General features: G+C 68.8%; 19 protein-coding genes. 15 read left to right on the top strand and 4 right to left on the bottom strand.

Annotation, left to right across the window (positions count from 1 at the left end; translation table 11 throughout):
* The first annotated feature begins 76 nt into the window (after positions 1-76).
* From hrcA to era, 8 genes are read left to right on the top strand one after another with little or no spacing between them, the layout of a single operon-like run.
* Positions 77-1,111: a heat-inducible transcriptional repressor HrcA gene (gene hrcA / locus AC3ENX_RS08020; RefSeq protein ID WP_434811337.1), complete on the top strand. Its 1,035-nt coding sequence runs from the start codon at positions 77-79 to the stop codon at positions 1,109-1,111.
* 39 nt (positions 1,112-1,150) lie between these two features.
* Positions 1,151-2,260: a molecular chaperone DnaJ gene (gene dnaJ / locus AC3ENX_RS08015; RefSeq protein WP_434811336.1), complete on the top strand. Its 1,110-nt coding sequence runs from the start codon at positions 1,151-1,153 to the stop codon at positions 2,258-2,260.
* A 3-nt stretch (positions 2,261-2,263) separates the two neighbouring features.
* Positions 2,264-3,001 (top strand): 16S rRNA (uracil(1498)-N(3))-methyltransferase, encoded by a 738-nt coding sequence (locus AC3ENX_RS08010; protein ID WP_434811335.1) that lies wholly within the window; start codon positions 2,264-2,266, stop codon positions 2,999-3,001.
* Positions 3,002-3,040: 39 nt separating this feature from the next.
* A complete protein-coding gene (locus AC3ENX_RS08005) occupies positions 3,041-3,388 on the top strand; it encodes an HIT domain-containing protein (protein WP_434811334.1) in 348 nt (115 codons plus the stop codon).
* A 46-nt stretch (positions 3,389-3,434) separates the two neighbouring features.
* Positions 3,435-4,460, top strand: coding sequence for a PhoH family protein (locus tag AC3ENX_RS08000; RefSeq protein WP_434811363.1), 1,026 nt, complete (start codon positions 3,435-3,437; stop codon positions 4,458-4,460).
* Positions 4,457-4,924 (top strand): rRNA maturation RNase YbeY, encoded by a 468-nt coding sequence (gene ybeY, locus AC3ENX_RS07995; protein WP_434811333.1) that lies wholly within the window; start codon positions 4,457-4,459, stop codon positions 4,922-4,924. The genes AC3ENX_RS08000 and ybeY overlap by 4 nt, the downstream gene beginning before the upstream one ends.
* Positions 4,921-6,258 (top strand): hemolysin family protein, encoded by a 1,338-nt coding sequence (locus AC3ENX_RS07990; RefSeq protein WP_434811332.1) that lies wholly within the window; start codon positions 4,921-4,923, stop codon positions 6,256-6,258. The genes ybeY and AC3ENX_RS07990 overlap by 4 nt, the downstream gene beginning before the upstream one ends.
* Before the next feature lies 1 nt (position 6,259).
* Positions 6,260-7,171: a GTPase Era gene (gene era, locus AC3ENX_RS07985; RefSeq protein ID WP_434811331.1), complete on the top strand. Its 912-nt coding sequence runs from the start codon at positions 6,260-6,262 to the stop codon at positions 7,169-7,171.
* A gap of 63 nt (positions 7,172-7,234) precedes the next feature.
* Here era and AC3ENX_RS07980 read toward each other — a convergent pair whose 3' ends face one another.
* On the bottom strand, positions 7,235-7,864 hold the full coding sequence (locus AC3ENX_RS07980) for a hypothetical protein (protein ID WP_434811330.1): 630 nt from the start codon (positions 7,862-7,864) through the stop codon (positions 7,235-7,237).
* A gap of 206 nt (positions 7,865-8,070) precedes the next feature.
* Here AC3ENX_RS07980 and leuA point away from each other — a divergent pair, with 206 nt between their 5' ends.
* Positions 8,071-9,831, top strand: coding sequence for a 2-isopropylmalate synthase (gene leuA / locus AC3ENX_RS07975; RefSeq protein ID WP_434811329.1), 1,761 nt, complete (start codon positions 8,071-8,073; stop codon positions 9,829-9,831).
* A gap of 104 nt (positions 9,832-9,935) precedes the next feature.
* Here leuA and AC3ENX_RS07970 read toward each other — a convergent pair whose 3' ends face one another.
* Positions 9,936-10,622 (bottom strand): trimeric intracellular cation channel family protein, encoded by a 687-nt coding sequence (locus AC3ENX_RS07970; protein ID WP_434811328.1) that lies wholly within the window; start codon positions 10,620-10,622, stop codon positions 9,936-9,938.
* Between the two features lie 144 nt (positions 10,623-10,766).
* On the opposite strand from AC3ENX_RS07970, the gene recO reads away from it, so the two are divergent.
* Genes recO through AC3ENX_RS07955 form a run of 3 tightly spaced genes read left to right on the top strand, consistent with a single transcriptional unit; the run spans position 10,767 to position 12,993 of the window.
* Positions 10,767-11,495: a DNA repair protein RecO gene (gene recO / locus AC3ENX_RS07965; RefSeq protein WP_434811327.1), complete on the top strand. Its 729-nt coding sequence runs from the start codon at positions 10,767-10,769 to the stop codon at positions 11,493-11,495.
* Positions 11,492-12,298, top strand: a complete 807-nt coding sequence (locus AC3ENX_RS07960) for an isoprenyl transferase (RefSeq protein ID WP_434811326.1) — start codon at positions 11,492-11,494, stop codon at positions 12,296-12,298. Before recO ends, AC3ENX_RS07960 begins: the two co-directional genes overlap by 4 nt.
* A 29-nt stretch (positions 12,299-12,327) precedes the next feature.
* Positions 12,328-12,993 (top strand): DsbA family oxidoreductase, encoded by a 666-nt coding sequence (locus AC3ENX_RS07955; protein WP_434811325.1) that lies wholly within the window; start codon positions 12,328-12,330, stop codon positions 12,991-12,993.
* 13 nt (positions 12,994-13,006) lie between these two features.
* Here AC3ENX_RS07955 and AC3ENX_RS07950 read toward each other — a convergent pair whose 3' ends face one another.
* Entirely contained in the window at positions 13,007-13,924 is a 918-nt protein-coding gene (locus tag AC3ENX_RS07950; protein WP_434811324.1) for an alpha/beta hydrolase, read from the bottom strand.
* 16 nt (positions 13,925-13,940) lie between these two features.
* Positions 13,941-14,438: a glutathione peroxidase gene (locus AC3ENX_RS07945; RefSeq protein WP_434811323.1), complete on the bottom strand. Its 498-nt coding sequence runs from the start codon at positions 14,436-14,438 to the stop codon at positions 13,941-13,943.
* Between the two features lie 11 nt (positions 14,439-14,449).
* Between AC3ENX_RS07945 and dusB the strand changes: the two genes are divergently transcribed.
* From dusB to dnaG, 3 genes are read left to right on the top strand one after another with little or no spacing between them, the layout of a single operon-like run.
* Positions 14,450-15,661: a tRNA dihydrouridine synthase DusB gene (dusB, locus tag AC3ENX_RS07940; protein WP_434811322.1), complete on the top strand. Its 1,212-nt coding sequence runs from the start codon at positions 14,450-14,452 to the stop codon at positions 15,659-15,661.
* A complete protein-coding gene (locus AC3ENX_RS07935) occupies positions 15,633-17,024 on the top strand; it encodes a deoxyguanosinetriphosphate triphosphohydrolase (RefSeq protein ID WP_434811321.1) in 1,392 nt (463 codons plus the stop codon). Before dusB ends, AC3ENX_RS07935 begins: the two co-directional genes overlap by 29 nt.
* A complete protein-coding gene (dnaG, locus tag AC3ENX_RS07930; protein ID WP_434811320.1) occupies positions 17,024-18,874 on the top strand; it encodes a DNA primase in 1,851 nt (616 codons plus the stop codon). Before AC3ENX_RS07935 ends, dnaG begins: the two co-directional genes overlap by 1 nt.
* Positions 18,875-18,877 lie beyond the last annotated feature (3 nt).

The following is an 18,877-nucleotide window of genomic DNA, read 5'->3' as shown; positions in this document are numbered from 1 at the left end:
GCACGCGGTGTACCGGGCGTTGCGCGCCGCGATAGAATTGGCACTCAGGGATCGGGAGTGCCAACGAGGAGGGGTCATGGTCTCGGAACGCGGACTACAGGTCCTCCGCGCCATCGTGCAGGACTACGTCGACACACACGAGCCCGTCGGCAGCAAGGCGATCGTCGACCGGCACCACTTCGGTGTGTCCGCAGCGACCATCCGCAACGACATGGCCCTCCTCGAAGACGAAGAGCTCATCACCGCGCCGCACACGTCGTCAGGCCGGGTTCCCACCGACAAGGGGTATCGCGTCTTCGTCGACCACCTCGCCGAACTGCGGCCGCTCACCTCCGCGCAGCGGACGGCGATCACCTCGTTCCTGCAGGGTCCCGCCGACCTCGACGATGTGCTGGTGCGCACCGTGCGCGCCCTGACGCGCCTCACCGGTCAGGTCGCGCTCGTGCAGTATCCGTCCTTCGAGCGGGCCAACGTCTCGCACGTGGAGGTCGTGCCGTTGGGGGCGGGGCGTCACGTCGTGATCGTCGTGACCGACAACGGCCGCGTCTCGCAGCGGGTCGCCGCACTCAGCGTCGATCTCGACGACGACGAACTGCGCATCGTCAAGGGTCGCATCGCCGACCTCGTCACCGGCAAGCGGATCCGTGACGGGTTGCAGGCGGTCACCCAGTTCGCCGACACCCCGACCACCGGCGCGGCCGATCAAGCTGCGCACGCCGTGGCATCGATCGTGGCCGAAGAGCTGGAGGAGTTCCGGCAGGACCGCCTCGTGCTGGCAGGTTCGGCGACCCTGGCACGCAGCGAGTCCGACTTCCGCGGCAGCATCTCGCCGCTGCTCGAGGCGATCGAGGAGCAGGTCACGCTCGTGCGACTCATGAGCGAGATGGTCGCTGACGAGCAGGGGCTCGCGGCGAGCATCGGTCGTGAGAACGAGGCGTTCGGTCTCGATGAAGCGTCGGTGGTCGCCAGCGACTACGACGCCTCCGTCTCACGCGCCCGGGTGGGCCTCCTCGGCCCGACCCGCATGGACTATCCCACCAACCTCGCGGCGGTCCGCGCCGTCGCGCACTATCTCAGCCGGCTGCTCGAAGAAGACGAGCGCGCCCGCTGACCCGAGCAGACCGCGCCCGAATGGGCAGGAAAGGCGACTGTGGCTGACCACTACGAGGTCCTCGGCGTGTCGAAGGACGCGTCACCCGAAGAGATCAAGAAGGCGTACCGCCGGCTTGCCCGTGAGCTGCACCCGGACGTGAATCCGGGCGAGGACGCATCAGAGCGCTTCAAGCTCGTGACGCACGCGTACGACGTGCTCAGCGACCCCGAACAGCGCCAGCGCTACGACATGGGGGATGCCGGCGGCTTCGGCGGCGCCGGCGGCTTCGGCGGGTTCGGCGACATCTTCGAGACATTCTTCGGCGCCGCCGGCGGCGGGCGCGCGGGCCGTCCTCGGGACCGTCGCGAACGCGGCCAGGACGCCCTCGTGCGGGTGACGCTCAGCCTCGGCGACGTCGTCTTCGGCACGCACCGCGACATCGAGGTCGACACCGCAGTGCTGTGCGAGTCGTGTCAGGGGTCGTGCTGCCAACCCGGCACCCAGCCCGCGACGTGCGACATCTGCCACGGCTCCGGTCAGGTCCAGCGCACCGTGCGGAGTCTGCTCGGAAACGTCGTCACCTCTGCGCCGTGCACGACATGCCAGGGCTACGGCACGACGATTCCGTATCCGTGCGCAACGTGTCAGGGACAGGGTCGCGTGCGCGCCCGTCGCACGGTGTCGCTCGACATCCCCGCCGGCGTCGAGTCCGGCCTGCGGCTGCAGCTGCCGGGATCGGGCGAAGTCGGTCCGGCGGGCGGCCCGAACGGCGACCTCTACCTCGAGGTGACCGTCGAACCGCACGACACCTTCAGCCGTGAGAACGACGACCTGCTGGCGACGCTCGAAGTGTCGATGCCCGACGCGATCCTCGGCACGACCACAACGATCGAGTCCCTCGATGGTCCGGTCGAACTCGAGGTGCGGGCAGGTGTGCAGTCCGGCGACGTCCTCACGATCAAGGGCCGGGGCATCACGCCGCTTCGCGGCACGCAGCGCGGCGACCTGCGTGTCGGCGTCCATGTGATCACCCCGACGCGCCTCGATCACAAGGAGCGCGCGCTGATCGAAGACTTCGCCAAGCGGACGAAGGCGCCGTCGCCGCGCCTGGCCGAGTTCCACCAGGGCCTGTTCGCGAAGCTGCGCGACCGCTTCCGGAGCAGCTGACCCGTGCCGCTGCACTTCGTCGTCGAACACGCGCTCACCCAGGCGCCCGGTGAGACGGTCGAGCTCACCGGGACGGAGGCGCACCACGCCGCGGTCGTGCGGCGGGTCCGGACGGGTGAGACCGTCACGGTGGGAGATGGCGCCGGTGCGTGGTTGACCGCGACCGTCGAGTCCGCCGAGCCCACGTCGGTCCTGGTGCGGGTCACCGATCGGATGGATGTCGCCCCCGCGACGCCCCGGCTCGTGCTTGTGCAGGCGCTCGCCAAGGGTGACCGCGACGAGCTCGCCGTGCAGGCGGCGACCGAACTCGGGGTCGACGAGGTCGTGCCATGGCAGGCCGCGCGGAGCGTCTCACGGTGGGAGGGTGCCAAGACGGCCAAAGGGGTCGCGCGCTGGTCGGCGATCGTCCGCGAGGCCGGCAAGCAGGCCCACCGCGCCTGGCTTCCCGCCGTGACCGCGCCGGTCACGACGAAGCAGCTCGCGGCGCGCGCGGGCGCACGCATCCTGGTGCTCGAACCGACTGCCACCACCGCGCTGAGCTCGCTCGATCTCGACCAGAGCGGCGATCACCGCGACATCGTGCTGGTCGTCGGCCCGGAAGGCGGGATCGCTGCGGAAGAGCTGACCGCGCTGTCGGCGGCAGGCGCCGAACGCGTGCGCCTCGGCGACACCGTGCTGCGCACGTCCACGGCGGGTCCCGCCGCCCTCGCGCTGCTCAACGCACGCCTCGGCCGTTGGTGACCCGAGACCACGCCTGACCCGAAAGCTAGACTGGAGCGCATGAGCGAGCCGTCGATCTTCACCCGCATCCTGCGCGGCGAGATCTCATCCGAGATCATCGCCGAGACTGAGAACGTGTTCGCGATCCGTGACATCGCACCCCAGGCGCCGGTGCACCTGCTGGTGATCCCGAAGACCGAGGAGTACCGCAATGTCGTCGAGCTCGCAGCCGGCGACCCGGCGTTGCTCACCGAGATGATCGGGCTCGCGAATACGCTCGCCGCCGAGCACGCGGACGGCGATTTCCGACTGATTTTCAACACCGGCGAAGCCGCCGGGCAGACCGTCTTCCACGTGCACGCGCACGTGCTCGCGGGCGGTCTCGAAGAAGGGAGGCTCGGTGGCTGACGCCCCCGAACCGACCGTCGAGCGCATCCTCGCCGACGGTGTCGCCATGGTCCAGCTGCTGGGCCCCCAAGATCGCCTGCTCCGCGTCGTCGAACGCGAGCACCCGGACGTCGACGTGCACGTGCGCGGCAACGAGATCACGCTCTCGGGATCACCCGAGCACGTCGCCGCGGCACGCTCACTCGTCGACGAGCTGATCGCGATGGCACGCACCGGGCAGGGACTCGACCCCTCCGACGTGTCGGCGTCCAATCGCATCCTGCGCGACAACGGCCCCCGCCCGTCCGAGGTGCTCGGCGAGGCGATCCTGTCGTCGCGCGGCAAGATCATCCGCCCGAAGACGCTCGGCCAGAAGGCCTATGTCGACGCGATCGAAGACCACACGATCGTCTTCGGGATCGGCCCTGCCGGCACCGGCAAGACCTACCTCGCCATGGCGAAGGCCGTGCAGGCGCTGCAGCGCAAAGAGGTCAACCGCATCATCCTGACCCGGCCCGCCGTCGAGGCAGGGGAGCGGCTCGGCTTCTTGCCCGGCACACTCACCGACAAGATCGACCCGTACCTGCGGCCGTTGTACGACGCGCTCAACGAGATGATGGACCCCGAGATCGTCCCGAAGCTCATCGCGTCGGGCACGATCGAGGTCGCGCCGCTCGCGTACATGCGCGGCCGTACGCTCAACGACTCCTTCGTCGTGCTCGACGAGGCGCAGAACACGACGCCCGAGCAGATGAAGATGTTCCTCACCCGTCTCGGGTTCGGCACGCGCATGGTCGTCACGGGCGACATCACGCAGATCGACCTCCCGCAGGGCGCGTCGGGGCTCCGACTGGTCACGAGGGTGCTGAAGGACATCGACGACATCCACTTCGCGATGCTTACGAGCGAAGATGTCGTCCGCCACACGCTCGTCGGCCGCATCGTCGACGCGTACAGCGTGTACGACGAGCAGCGTCTCGCGGGCCGTCGTGAGCGAGACGAGGCATCAGAATTCGCGAACCGCGCGGAACGACGTGCTGGGATGCGCCCCCACAACCCCCGCGACCACATGCCCAAGCGAGGACGCTCATGACCATCGAGATCACCAACGAGTCCGGCGTCGACATCGATGAGACGGTGCTGCTGCGCCTCACCGAGAACAACCTTGCGGAGCTTCGGGTGAGCCCTGACGCCGACCTGGCGATCCTGCTCGTCGACGAAGGCGCGATGGAGGCGCTCCACGTGCAGTGGATGGATGAACCCGGCCCCACCGATGTGCTGAGCTTTCCCATGGACGAGCTGCGCCCCGGCACCGAGGAGGCGCCGACCCCTCCGGGCCTGCTGGGTGACATCGTGCTGTGCCCGCAGGTCGCCGAGACCCAGGCGCAGGCGGCGGGCCACGCGACCGTCGACGAGCTCATTCTGCTCACGACGCACGGCCTGCTCCACCTGCTCGGGTTCGACCACGCCGAGCCGGCGGAGGAACGCGAGATGTTCGGGCTGCAGCGCGAACTCATCACCGCCTTCCACCATTCCGAGCGTCGACGACGCGCATGATTCCGACTCTGCTGCTCATCGGCGCGGTGCTGCTGGTCGCGCTCGGCGGGCTCATGGCGGCCATCGACGCAGCGCTCGGTGTGACGTCGCGGGCCGATCTGGCCGACCTCGCCGACAGCGGTCGCAACCGAGGGTTCCTCCGCAAGATCGCAGCCGACCCCGATGCGCACGACAACGCCGTCGTCTTCATCAGGATCCTCGCCGAGACGGCTGCCGCCGTGGTCGTGACGGTCGCCTTCAACCTGCTCTTCGACAACATCTGGTGGGCGATGCTCGCCGCTGCGGTGCTGATGACGGGGGTCTCGTTCGTCCTCGTGGGCGCCAGTCCTCGCTCGGTCGGTCGTCAGCACGCGAAGGGACTGCTGCGTCTGTGCGCGCCGTTGATCCGCGGGGCACGGCTCGTTCTCGGACCCCTCGCGCATCTCCTCGTGATCCTGGGCGACCGATTTACCCCCGGCGTGCGCCGCAACGCCTCGTTCGCGTCCGAAGAGCAGCTGCTCAGCATGGTCGACGAGGCCGTCTCGCAGGATCTCATCGAGGAGGACGATCGCGACCTCATCCACTCCGTCTTCGACTTCACCGACGCGTTCGTGCGCGCCGTCATGGTGCCGCGCACCGACATGGTGACGATGGATGCCGGCACGACGACGCACGAGGCCATGCAGTTGTTCCTCGATAAGGGCGTCTCGCGTGTGCCGATCGCAGACGACGAGGCCGACGACATCACCGGCATCGTCTATCTGAAAGACCTTGTGCAGTTCGCCTACCGTGACGAGACGGCGTGGCGCGACGCGCCGGTGAGCCGCATCGCGCGCCCGGCGGTGTTCGTGCCCGAGTCGATGCGTGCTGAGACGCTGCTGCAGCAGATGAAGCGCGACGCCGTCCACGTGTGCATGGTGGTCGACGAATACGGAGGCGTGTCGGGCCTTGTCACGCTCGAGGATCTCATCGAGGAACTCGTGGGGGAGATCGCGGACGAGTACGACCCACGCCAGGCCGAGATCGTCCCGCTCGAGGACGGCCGCTTCCGGGTGAGCGCGCGACTCGGGCTCGACACCGTCGGCGAATTGTTCGACATCGAACTCGACGACGACGACGTCGATTCGATCGGGGGCCTGTTGGGCAAGGCGCTCGGCCGGGTGCCGCTGCCGGGTGCGACGGCGACCTACGGCGGCGTCGTGATGACCGGCGGTGCTTCGCGCGGTCGCGGGCGAGGTCTCGCGACGGTGTTCGTGGAACGCGCGCCGCGCGAACACGACGACGATGACGACGGGCCCGGCACCGGGCCGATCCGCATCGGTACGATCCTCGACGATCGCCGGAAGGGTGAATGAGATGACCGATGCAGACCTGACGCCGGCGAGGTCCGGATTCGTCACGTTCGTGGGCCGCCCCAACGTCGGGAAGTCCACATTGACGAACGCGCTCGTCGGCGAGAAGGTCGCGATCACGAGCGACAAGCCGCAGACGACCCGCCGCGCGATCCGAGGCATCGTCAACCGCCCGGGCGGGCAGCTCGTGATCGTCGACACCCCCGGCATCCACAAGCCGCGCACGCTGCTCGGGCAGCGCCTGAACGACCTCGTCGAGCAGGTGCTGGGCGACGTCGACGTGATCGGCTTCTGCGTCCCCGCCACCGAGAAGGTCGGCCCCGGAGACCGGCGGATCGCGGACTCGCTCGACGGCTACCCGCGGGCGAAGAAGGTCGCGATCGTCACGAAGGTGGATGCCGCGGCCCGTGACGAGATCACCGAGCGCCTGATGGAGGTCGACAGCCTGCGCGAGGACTGGGCGGCGGTCATCCCGCTGTCGGCGGTCACCGACGACCAACTCGATGTGCTGTCCGATGAACTCCTCAAGCTCATGCCCGAAGGTCCTGCGCTCTACGAGGACGGCGTCGTGACCGATGAGTCGCTCGAAGACCGCATCGCGGAGATCATCCGCGAAGCGGCGCTCGAGGGTGTCCGCGACGAGCTTCCGCACTCGATCGCCGTCACGATCGAAGACATCGCTGCGCGCGAGGGCCGCGACGACCTCACCGACGTGTTCGCGAACATCGTCGTCGAGCGCGACAGCCAGAAGGCGATCATCATCGGCCGCAAGGGCTCCCGCCTGAAGGACGTCGGCGCCCGTGCCCGGGCGGGCATCGAACCGCTCGTCGGCACGAAGGTGTTCCTGTCGCTGCATGTGCGGGTCGCCAAGGAATGGCAGCGCGACCCGAAGCAACTGGGCCGACTCGGCTTCTGACGAAGAAGCCCGTCCGCGCCGGAGAAGCCGTTCCGGCGCAGACGGGCGGTGTCGGCGGCGCGGTCAGCCGACCGGGCGCAGCGCCGACTGGATGACGACGACATCCACCCCGTAGTCGTCGTCGGCCGCGCTCTGCCAGGTGCCGTCATCCCACAGCACCTGCACCCACAGGCGCCCGTCCTGCGGCCACGAGCCGAGCAGTTCCGCACCGAGCAACGCCGGCAGCTCGTCCTGGATGCGCACGAGCTGTTCCTCGTCGGTGTCGCCGGGCACACCACCCGTGGGGTCCTCGGGCATCATCGGGTCGTAGAGGGCGAGCATGATGGGCGGCTGCGTCACCGCGAACGAATCGCCGTCGTATGTGCCCTGCACGGCATACGACCCCCAGCGCACGTCGCCTTCGGACTCGGAGCCGTCGAGACCGTCCCAGGACCAGCCTGTGAGGGGGATGCCGCTGCACTGCGGCGGCCAGGACTCGGCGACCGCTCCGAGGCACAGCTCGACCGTGCCCGCCACGTCCATGACGGTGCCCTGCCCGATGACCTCACCCGTCGGCGGGTCGGGCCACGTGACGCCGAGCGCGGCACCCGTGTCCGGCGCATCGGGGGAGGTCCCCTGGGGCGGGACCTGCGTCGCACATGCGCTCAGCACCAGCACGGGTGCCGCGACGAGGAGGAGGGAACGGAGCTTCATGCCTGTGGAGTGTCGCGATCGGCCGCTCCGTCTCACGGCACTGCGCGGGCTCGCGCGGCGGCACCGCGCCGTGCGGGTGTACGCTGGTCGCATGCGCGTGCGCTCGCTTCTTCTTAGCAGCCGCGGCGAGGCCTCGATCTAGGGCACTCCTCGTCGCGGAGTTCGTCGCGTGCCCGCATCCCGACGACGAAGAGAAGCGACACATCATGGAAAACACCCAGAAGCCCTCGGCGATGCCGATCCACAAGTATCGGCCGTACCACGAGCAGATCCGCGTCGATCTGCCTGATCGCACCTGGCCCGACGCCCGCATCACGACCGCACCGCGCTGGTGCGCCGTCGACCTGCGTGACGGCAACCAGGCGCTCATCGACCCGATGAGTCCCGAGCGCAAGCGCATCATGTTCGAGCTGCTCGTGCAGATGGGCTACAAGGAGATCGAGGTAGGGTTCCCGTCGGCATCGCAGACCGACTTCGACTTCGTGCGTCAGCTCATCGAAGAGGATCTCATTCCCGATGACGTGACCATCCAGGTGCTGACGCAGGCGCGCGAGCACCTGATCGAGCGCACGTACGAGTCGATCGCCGGCGCGAAGCAGGCGATCGTGCACCTGTACAACTCCACCAGCGTGCTGCAGCGCGAGGTCGTCTTCCGCACGGACAAGCAGGGCATCGTCGACATCGCGCTCGAAGGCGCTCGGCTATGCCGGCAGTTCGAGCAGCGCATCCCCGAGACCAAGGTGTTCTACGAATACTCGCCCGAGAGCTACACGGGCACCGAGCTCGAGTTCGCGGTCGACATCTGCAATCAGGTGCTCGAGGTCTTCGAGCCGACGCCCGAGCGCAAGGTCATCATCAACCTGCCCGCGACCGTCGAGATGGCGTCTCCGAACGTCTACGCCGACTCGATCGAGTGGATGAGCCGGCACCTGAACCACCGCGAGAACGTGATCTTGTCGCTGCACCCGCACAATGACCGTGGTACCGCGATCGCGGCCGCAGAGCTCGGCTACATGGCAGGTGCCGACCGCATCGAGGGGTGCCTGTTCGGCAACGGTGAGCGCACCGGCAACGTCGACCTCGTCGCACTGGGAATCAACCTGTTCACGCAGGGCATCGACCCGCAGATCGACTTCAGCGACATCGACAACGTCAAGCGCACCGCGGAGTACTGCAACCAACTGCCGGTTCCCGAGCGCAGCCCGTGGGCGGGCGACCTCGTCTTCACGGCGTTCAGCGGGTCGCACCAGGACGCCATCAAGAAGGGCTTCGAGGCGATGGCCGCCCGAGCCGATGCCGCCGGTGTCACCGTCGACGACATCCACTGGGCCGTCCCCTACCTGCCGGTCGACCCGAAGGACCTCGGCCGCTCGTACGAGGCCGTCATCCGCGTCAATTCGCAATCGGGCAAGGGTGGCGTGGCCTACCTACTCAAGAGCGACCACGCGCTGGATCTGCCCCGCAAGCTGCAGATCGAGTTCTCGGGTGTCGTGCAGGCCAAGACCGATGCCGAAGGCGGTGAGGTCTCGAGCGACCAGATCTGGTCGATCTTCACCGACGAGTACCTGCCCGCCGACGAGGCGGACGCCAAATGGGGCCGGTTCGAACTGCTGTCGACCGCGACCAGCAGCGACATGTCGGGCGATGTCTCCCTCGAGGTCACGTTGCGCGACGGCGGCACGGCGACCCCGGCATCCGGTCGCGGCAACGGCCCGGTGGCGGCGTTCCTCGAAGTGCTGCGCGCACAGGGCTTCGACGTCGCCGTGTACGACTACGTCGAGCACGCGCTGAGCTCGGGTGGCGACGCCCAGGCCGCCGCGTACGTCGAACTGCAGGTCGACGGCGAGCGGCTGTGGGGCGTCGGCATCGACGGCGACATCTCGACCGCAAGCCTGAAAGCGATCGTGTCGGGCGTCAACCGTGCGATCCGCACCCGCGACCGCTCCGGTGCCCTCGCGGGCGTCTGAGTCGTCTCGCTCCGTCTTGTTTCGTCTCGCTCCGCTCGCTCAACGACCGGGTCCAGCATCCCGGTCGTTGAGCGAGGAGGACAGCGACGAGACGAAACGCCGCGTCAGGGCTTGACGATCGGGATCGCCGCGGTCTCGAGCGCGACCTTGCGGCGGTGCAGGGCGCGCTGCTCTGGCAGTGAGATGTCGAAGATGACGGCGAGCAGGCGGATCACGGCGGTGACCGTGACGCCGGCGACCGCCGCCCAGACGAGGTCGGCGCCGAGTGCTTCGGCAGCGACGAGAACGATGCTGCCGCCCGCCGCTGCGACCGCGTAGAGCGAGCCCACGTGCATGATCGCGACGGGCAGGCCCATCATCATGTCGCGGAGCACGCCACCGCCTGCCGCGGCGCACACACCGACGAACACGGCCGGAACGACAGGCAGCCCGACCACGAGCGCCTTCGCAGTGCCGAACGCCCCGAACAGGCCGATGACCACGGCATCCAGTCCGACGATGACGCCGTTGAGCCGGTGGAAGAAGCCGGCAAGCAGCATGCCCACCAATGAAGCCGCCGTCGCGGTGAGCAGATACCAGTTGCTCTGCAACGTCACCGGCGTCGTGTTCAGCAGCAGGTCACGGATGAGGCCGCCGCCCATGCCCATGAGCATGCCGATGATGGCGACGCCGAGCAGGTCGAGGCGCCGTTGGCCGACGAAGCCCGATGCGAACAGGGCACCCTGCACGCCACCGAGTCCGACGGCGAGAAGGTCGGCCCACAGCGGGATCACGAAGAGCGGCTCGTCCACGGCATCCATTCTGCCTCGACGCGCGCAGGACCGGCGGGCAGGTCGACGTCGACCGGGTGCTCCAGTGCGATCCGCACGTTGGTGAACACTTGACGGTCGCCGCGCCTCCAGCCCGCTGTCGGGAGCGCGACCGATAATGGAGGGGTGCCCACCTACCGCGACGAGGTCGTGATCCTGCGCACCCACAAGCTGGGTGAAGCCGATCGCATTCTCACGCTGCTCAGCCGTCGCCACGGCAAGGTGCGCGCCGTCGCGAAGGGTGTGCGACGCACGTCGTCGCGGTTCGGATCCCGCCTCGAGCCCTTCATGGTGGCCGACGTGCAGCTCTCCAAGGGCCGCAGCCTCGATGTCGTCCAGCAGGCCGAATCCCTCGGCTCGTACGGGGCTGACATCGCGGCACACTACGAGCGCTACACCGCTGCGCACGCGATGGTCGAAGCCGCTGACCGGCTCAACGAGGCCGAGGCCACCCCGCAGCAGTATCTGCTGCTCGTCGGGGGCCTGCGTTCCCTCGCCCGCGGCGATCACGACTCGCGCGCGATCCTCGACTCCTATCTGCTCCGAGCGATGGCCCTCTCGGGTTGGGCCCCGGCACTCGACGGCTGCGCCCGGTGCGGCGCGCCCGGTCCGCACACCGGATTCGTCGCGCAACTGGGCGGCAGCATCTGCGACGACTGCGCTCCCGCGGGCTCGGCCCGCATCCGCTCTGAGGCGCTGCAGCAGCTGCGCAGTCTGATGGCCGGCGAATGGGACGTCGTCGATGCCGCGGCGCCCGCGACAAATGCCGCCGCTTCGGGCCTCGTGGCGGCGTACGCCCAATGGCACCTCGAACGCGGCATCCGATCCCTGTCCCACCTGGAGGCCATGCGGTGACCCCCAAGCCCTACACCCACCCCGACGCGGTGCCGTACCGGCCACTGGATTGGACCGGCATCCACCCGCCAGCCTTCCCGAAGGGATCGGTGCCCGGCCACGTCGCGATCGTCATGGACGGCAACGGCCGGTGGGCCAACCGCCGCGGGCTCACCCGGATCGAAGGGCACCGCGCGGGCGAGGAGGTGCTGCTCGACGTCGTCGCGGGAGCCATTCAGGCCGGCGTCAAGCACCTGAGCGTGTACGCGTTCTCGACCGAGAACTGGGCGCGATCGCCCGAAGAGGTGCGGTTTCTCATGGGCTACAACCGCGACGTGCTGCACCGACGTCGCGATCAGCTCAACGAGTGGGGTGTGCGGGTGCGGTGGGCGGGGCGCAAGCCGCGCCTGTGGGGATCGGTGATCAGAGAACTGCAGTACGCCGAGCAGCTCACCGCCGGCAACGATGTGCTGACCCTCACGATGTGCGTCAACTACGGCGGGCGGCACGAGCTCATCGACGCGATGCGCTCGATGGGGGAGCAGATCGCCGCCGGGCGCCTCAAGCCGTCGGCCATCACCGAGAAGCTGCTGCGCAAGCACCTGTACGTGCCCGACATGCCCGACGTCGACCTGTTCCTGCGATCGTCGGGGGAGCAGCGCACCTCGAACTTCTTGCTGTGGGAGTCCGCGTACGCCGAGATGGTGTTCCTCGACACGCTGTGGCCCGACTTCTCACGCACCGAGCTGTGGCGTGCAATCCAGCTCTACCTCGATCGCGATCGCCGCTTCGGCGGCGCCGTCGACGCGCCGACGACGGAATAGATCCGCCCGGGCGAGCGGTTGCATCCGGTGTGACGGATGCCATCAAGATCGACGTGTGGAGTGACATCGCCTGCCCCTGGTGCTACATCGGCAAGCGCAACCTCGAGAACGGACTCGCCGCGGCAGCCGCCGATGACGACGCACCCGTCGTGGAGGTGACGTACCACTCGTTCGAGCTGTCGCCCGACACCCCCGTCGATTTCGACGGCGATGAGGTCGACTTCCTGGCGGGGCACAAGGGGATGCCGCGCGAACAGGTCGGGCAGATGCTCGAGACCGTCACCGGCAAGGCGCGCGAGGCGGGTCTCGAGTACCGCTTCGATCTGCTCAAGCACACCAACACCGTCAAGGCGCACGAGCTCCTCCATTTCGCGAAGGAGCAGGGTCGCCAGCACGAGATGGCCGAACGCCTCATGGCCGCGTATTTCACCGAAGGACGCCACGTCGGCCGCGTCGAAGACCTCGCTGCCCTGGCGGGCGAGGCGGGATTGGATGCCGATGCCGCGCGCACGGCGCTCGACGACGGCCGGTATCTCGACGCCGTGCGCGCCGATCAGGATCAGGCACGCCAATTCGGGATCAACGGCGTGCCGTTCTTCGTCATCGACGGCAAGTACGGCGTCTCGGGTGCGCAGCCGGCCGAAGCGTTCACGCAGATCGCCCGTCAAGTGTGGGCGGAGCACCGCGCCGGCTGAGGGGCCGACCCGGTCAGAACACCTGCCCGAGGAATCCAAGAAGGGCCGCGTCGTACGCGTCCGGATCATACGCCCATGCATCGGCATGCTCGGTCGGGGTCTCAACCAGCGTGACGAGATCGGGATGCCGCGCCGCGAGCTCCCTGCTCTGCGTGATCGGGACCATGTCGTCTGATGTGCCGTGCATGACCAGCGCCGGCATCACGAGCGGGTCCGTCGGCTCCAGGTAATCCACCTGCTGCCAATCCAACCCGGTGCGCCACGACGTGACCTGCTTGCCCAGCCACAGGACCGTCGGCGGAATCCAGACACCGAGCCGATCTGCGCCGGCGTCGACGGCATCCGAGAAGTCGAGGATCGGCGAATCGAGTACGACCGCCGACACCGCCGGGTCCGCGCCGTCACGCAGGGAGCTCATCACCGCCGCTCCGCCGAGCGAGACGCCCATGAGCACGACTCTTGTCGCCCCGTTCGCCACCGCATAGTCGACGGCCGCGGTGACATCCTCACCCTCCGTGGCACCCATCCCGTACCGGCGATCGGGCGCGGATGGTGCGCCGGCATCATTGCGATAGGTGATCGTCATCGACGTGTAACCGGCGTCGTGGATCGTGTCGATCTGCGCCATCCAGTCCTCGGGTGCACCGGCCCGGCCGTGGACGAGCACCACCCAGTCGTCCGGTGCCGCACCGGGAACCACCCACGCCGGTGTCGGGCCCAGCGGCGCGTCGTAGTGCACGGTTTCGAACGGCAGTCCGAGCGCCTGCTCCGGATCGGTCGCCGTCGGCGGCCTGTCGATCACGTCCAGTTCGGCGGCGACTTGATCCGACATGCCCCACGCCGCCGCGACGTGTCCGCCGATCAGGACGACGAGCAGCGTGGCGACGACCCAGATCAGGATCCGTCGGCGACGCGCCTTCCTCGGTGCCATCACTGCACGATGCCGATCAGGCCAGGGCGGCCTCAATCGCCGCGACGACTTCCGGCGCGTCGGGCGTGGTCTTCGGTCGGAACCGGTGCACCTCACCCGACGGCGTGATGAGGAACTTCTCGAAGTTCCACTGGATCGGCCCCTTTGCACCCTCGACGTTCTTCGTCTTCTTCAGCGCCTTGTACAGCGGGGCCGCGTGCGAGCCGTTCACGCGCACCTTGTCCATGATCGGAAAGCTCACACCCCAGGTGACCGAGCAGTACTCGAGGATCTCGTCCATCGAGCCCGGCTCCTGACCCATGAACTGGTTGCAGGGGAAGCCGACGATCGTCAGCCCTTTCTCGCCATAGGTGCGCTGCAGCTGCTCGAGTTGCTCGTACTGGGGGGTCAGGCCGCACTTGCTGGCGACGTTGACGACCAGGATCGCGCCGTCTGCGACGCCCCCGAGGGTCGTCTCGGCACCGTCGGCGGTGCGGAAGGGGATGCTGCGCAGGTCTTCGGTCGATTCGCTCACATCCCCAGGCTATGCCGGTTCCGCCCCGCGCGGTGCGCTTCTGGGAGAATGGTCGGGTGACCACCCCCGCCACCGCTGTGCGCCCGCTGCGCATCGGCCCGCTCACCCTCGACGCGCCCGTCGTGCTCGCCCCGATGGCGGGCATCACGAACACCGCGTTCCGACGGCTGTGCCGCGAATACGGCGCCGGCCTGTACGTGTCCGAAATGATCACGACGCGCGCGCTCGTCGAACGCAACCAGACCACGCTGCGCCTCATCCGCCATCACGAGTCCGAGACACCGCGAAGCATCCAGCTGTACGGCGTCGACCCGGCCACTGTCGAGGCGGCCGTGCGCATCCTCGTCGAAGAGGATCACGCCGACCACATCGATCTGAACTTCGGCTGCCCCGTCCCGAAGGTGACCCGCAAGGGCGGCGGCTCGGCACTGCCGTGGAAGACCGGACTGTTCCGCGACATCGTCACCCGCGCCGCGCGCGCGGCGGAGCACATTCCGCTGACGATCAAGATGCGCAAGGGCATCGATGCCGACCACCTCACCTACCTGGATGCCGGCCGCATCGCCGAGGATGCCGGTGTGGCCGCCGTCGCCCTGCACGCCCGCACGGCAGCAGAGTTCTACTCCGGCTCGGCCGACTGGGACGCGATCGCGAAGCTCAAGGAGGCGGTCACCTCGGTGCCGGTGCTCGGCAACGGCGACATCTGGTCGGCCGACGACGCGGTGCGCATGATGTCCGAGACAGGCTGCGACGGCGTCGTCGTCGGGCGCGGATGCCTCGGTCGTCCGTGGCTGTTCGGCGACCTGGCGCGTGCGCTCGGCGGCGCGGACGCGGCCCCCGGGGAACCCGTCGACGCGGACCTCGCGTTCGTCGCGCGTGCGTTCCGCCGCCACGCAGAGCTGCTCGTCGAATTCTTCGAGAGCGAGGACCGCGGCTGCCGCGACATCCGCAAGCACGTCGCCTGGTACTTCAAGGGGTATCCGGTCGGCGGCGACCTGCGCGCACGACTGGCGACGGTGTCGAGCCTTGCCGAGATCGACGACCTGGTCGGCGAGATGGACCTCACCGCGCCGTACCCGGGCGCCGCCGCCGAGGGCCAGCGCGGCCGGGCCGGCAGCCCGAAGCGCCCCGCCCTGCCCGACGGGTGGCTGGATTCCCGTGACCTCGGCGAAGATGCCACCTGCGCCCTCGCCGATGCCGAACTGGACCACAGTGGCGGTTGAGCTCGCCAGCGGCGTCGGTGTCGCAGCGGGCCGCCCGCACGGATACACCGATCACGACGCCGAGCGATTCCACCCCGAGCGGCACCGTTCCCAGCGCGACAGCTTCGCGCGCGATCGCGCCCGCGTGCTGCACTCGGCGGCGCTGCGCCGCCTCGGCTCGAAGACGCAGGTGCTGAGCCCGGCGAGTCCCGCGGATTTCGCGCGCAACCGGCTCACGCACTCGCTCGAGGTCGCACAGGTCGGCCGCGAGCTCGCGATCGCGCTCGAGCTCGCCCCCGACGTCGTCGACACGGCGTGCCTGAGTCACGACCTGGGGCATCCGCCGTTCGGACACAACGGCGAGCGGGCCCTCAACGAATGGGCCGAAGACATCGGCGGGTTCGAGGGCAATGCGCAGACACTCCGCATCCTCACCCGTCTCGAGGCGAAGGTCATCGACGATGACGGCGCCAGTTTCGGCTTGAACCTCACGCGGGCGAGCCTGGACGCCACCTGCAAGTACCCGTGGACGGTCGACAATCCTGTTCCCGATCCCGGCGGACGGCTCAAGTTCGGCGTGTATCCCGAAGACGAGGCGGTGTTCGCCTGGCTGCGCGCCGACGCGCCGGGACGCGTGCGCTGCATCGAAGCCGAGGTCATGGATCTCTCCGACGACATCGCCTACTCGGTGCACGACGTCGAGGATGCGATGCTCAACGGCTACCTCGACCCACGCCGCCTCGCCGATCCGCGCGAACGCGAAGCACTGCTGACGGCGATCCAGGCGTGGGTCGGGTACGACTACACCCGCGACGAACTCGCCGACGCGTTGTACCGGCTGTCGCAGCTGCCCGAGTGGCTCACGTCCTTCGACGGCACGCGGGCCGCCGTCGCGCGCCTGAAGAACCTCACGAGCGATCTCATCGGCCGGTTCGCGCGCGCCGCGACCGCAGCGACCCGCGAGCACTACGCGAGCCCCGTCCTCACCCGTTACGCCGGGCGAGTCATCGTGCCCCGCGTCATCGAGGTCGAGATGGCCGTGCTGAAGGGCATCATCGGCGCGTTCGTCGTGACGATCGAGGGGCGCAAGGGGCTGTACAAGGAACAGCGGCGCGTGCTCAAGCGGCTCGCGTCGGCCCTGCTGGCCCACCCCGAGCACCTCGATGCGCTGCACGCCGAGGACTTCGCCCTCGCCGAGACCGACGCCGCCCGCAAGCGCGTCATCGTCGACCAGGTCGCGAGCCTCACCGACCGCTTCGCGATCGAATGGCACGGGCGCCTGATCGGCCCCGTCGACCTGCGCGAACTGGGCTTGTGGTCTTCGGATGCCAGGGTGATCACATCCAACGCGTTCGCACTGCCCGAGCCGATCGAGGGGCTGTAATGCCCCGCATCCGGCAGGCCGACGTCGACGAGGTCAAGGCGCGCACGAACATCGCCGACATCATCGGAGAGCGTGTCGCGCTGAAGACGGCGGGCGTCGGATCGATGAAGGGCCTGTGCCCGTTCCACGACGAGCGCAGCCCCAGCTTCAATGTGCGCCCCCAGGTCGGGTACTACCACTGCTTCGGATGCGGCGAGTCCGGCGACGTGTACTCGTTCCTGCGCGCGATGGACCACCTCTCGTTCACCGAGGCGGTGGAGCGGCTGGCCGCGCGCATCGGCTACCAGGTGCACTACGAAGACGGGGGAGCGGCGCCCGAGACGAGCGGCCGCACCCGGCTCTACCAGGCCAACACCGCCGCCGCCGAGTGGTACCGCGGGCAGCTGTCGAGCCCCGAAGCCGATGCCGGTCGTCGCTTTCTCGGGGAGCGCGGGTTCGACGCCGGCGCGGCAGCGCATTTCGGCATCGGCTACGCGCCGAAGGGCTGGAACAACCTGCACCACGCGATGCGTGCACAGGGGTTCACCGACGAAGAACTCACCGCGGCCGGGCTCGTCTCACAGGGTCAGCGCGGTGTGTACGACCGCTTCCGTGGCCGGGTCGTCTGGCCGATCCGCGACATCACGGGGCAGACGATCGGCTTCGGCGCGCGGCGACTGTTCGACGACGACAACGGCCCGAAGTATCTGAACACCCCCGAGACCGCGATCTACAAGAAGGCGACCGTGCTCTACGGCCTCGACCTTGCGAAGAAGGCCATCTCGCGCGACCACCGCGTCGTCGTGGTCGAGGGCTACACCGACGTTATGGCGTGCCACCTCGCCGGCGTGACCACGGCGATCGCGACCTGTGGCACGGCCTTCGGCGCCGACCACATGAAGGCGGTCGGCCGCATCGTGGGGCAGGAGGCGTCCGGCGAGATCATCTTCACCTTCGACCCGGATGCCGCAGGCCAGAAGGCCGCTGTCCGCGCGTTCGCCGAAGCGCGCGGTTCGAACCTGCAGAGCTACGTCGCCGTCGGTCCGGACGGTCTCGACCCCTGCGATCTGCGGCTCGGCAAGGGCGACGGCGCTGTGCGCGCCATGATCGACATGAAGTCGCCGCTGTTCGAGTTCGTCATCGACCAGCGTCTCGCCGGCTTCGATCTCAACTCGGTGGAGGGTCGCTTCTCCGCGCTCACCCACGCCGCGCCGATCGTCGCCGAGATCCGCGACCACGGCATCCGCACCGGCTACGAGCGTGTTCTCGCCCGGCGACTGGGCGAAGACCTGCGCGACGTGCACCGCGCCGTGACCCGCGCCGCTGCCCGCACGAACGACACGAGCGACGGCGCCCACCCGGCACCGGAAGCAGGCGACCAGCAGGGCGAGCCGGCCGTCCGTGTCACCCTCGCCTCGCTCCCGCGCTCGGTCGACGTCGGGCTCGAACGCGATGCGCTGATGGGCATCTTGCAGTACGGGCACGTCGTCGACGCCGTCGAGGTGGATGCCGCACTGTCGCTGACCATGCTCCATCCCGCGCTCGACGCGGTCCGCCAGGCGATCGTCGAGGCGGGCGACCGCTCCCGCGTCGGCTGGACCTCCACGGTGATCGACACGACACGGGAGCCGTACCGCTCCCTTGCCGCAGAACTGCTCACCGGCGCGTTCCCGGCGTTGACCGAAGAGGAGGCTCGCGCTTCGACGAAGTCTCTCGCGCGACGCCTTCGGATGCGCGCCCTGGAGCGTCGCAAGGCAGATCTGATGAGTGCGCAGCGTCGCGCGTCGACGGACTTCGATGAGGTGCGCCGCATCGGCCTCGAGATCCGCGATCTCGACCAGCAGCGGCGCGCGCTGGCCGAGGCGCAGTAGCGT

The sequence above is a fragment of the Microbacterium sp. bgisy189 genome (assembly GCF_057707225.1).
This window is presented reverse-complemented; position numbering and strand designations above follow the sequence as displayed.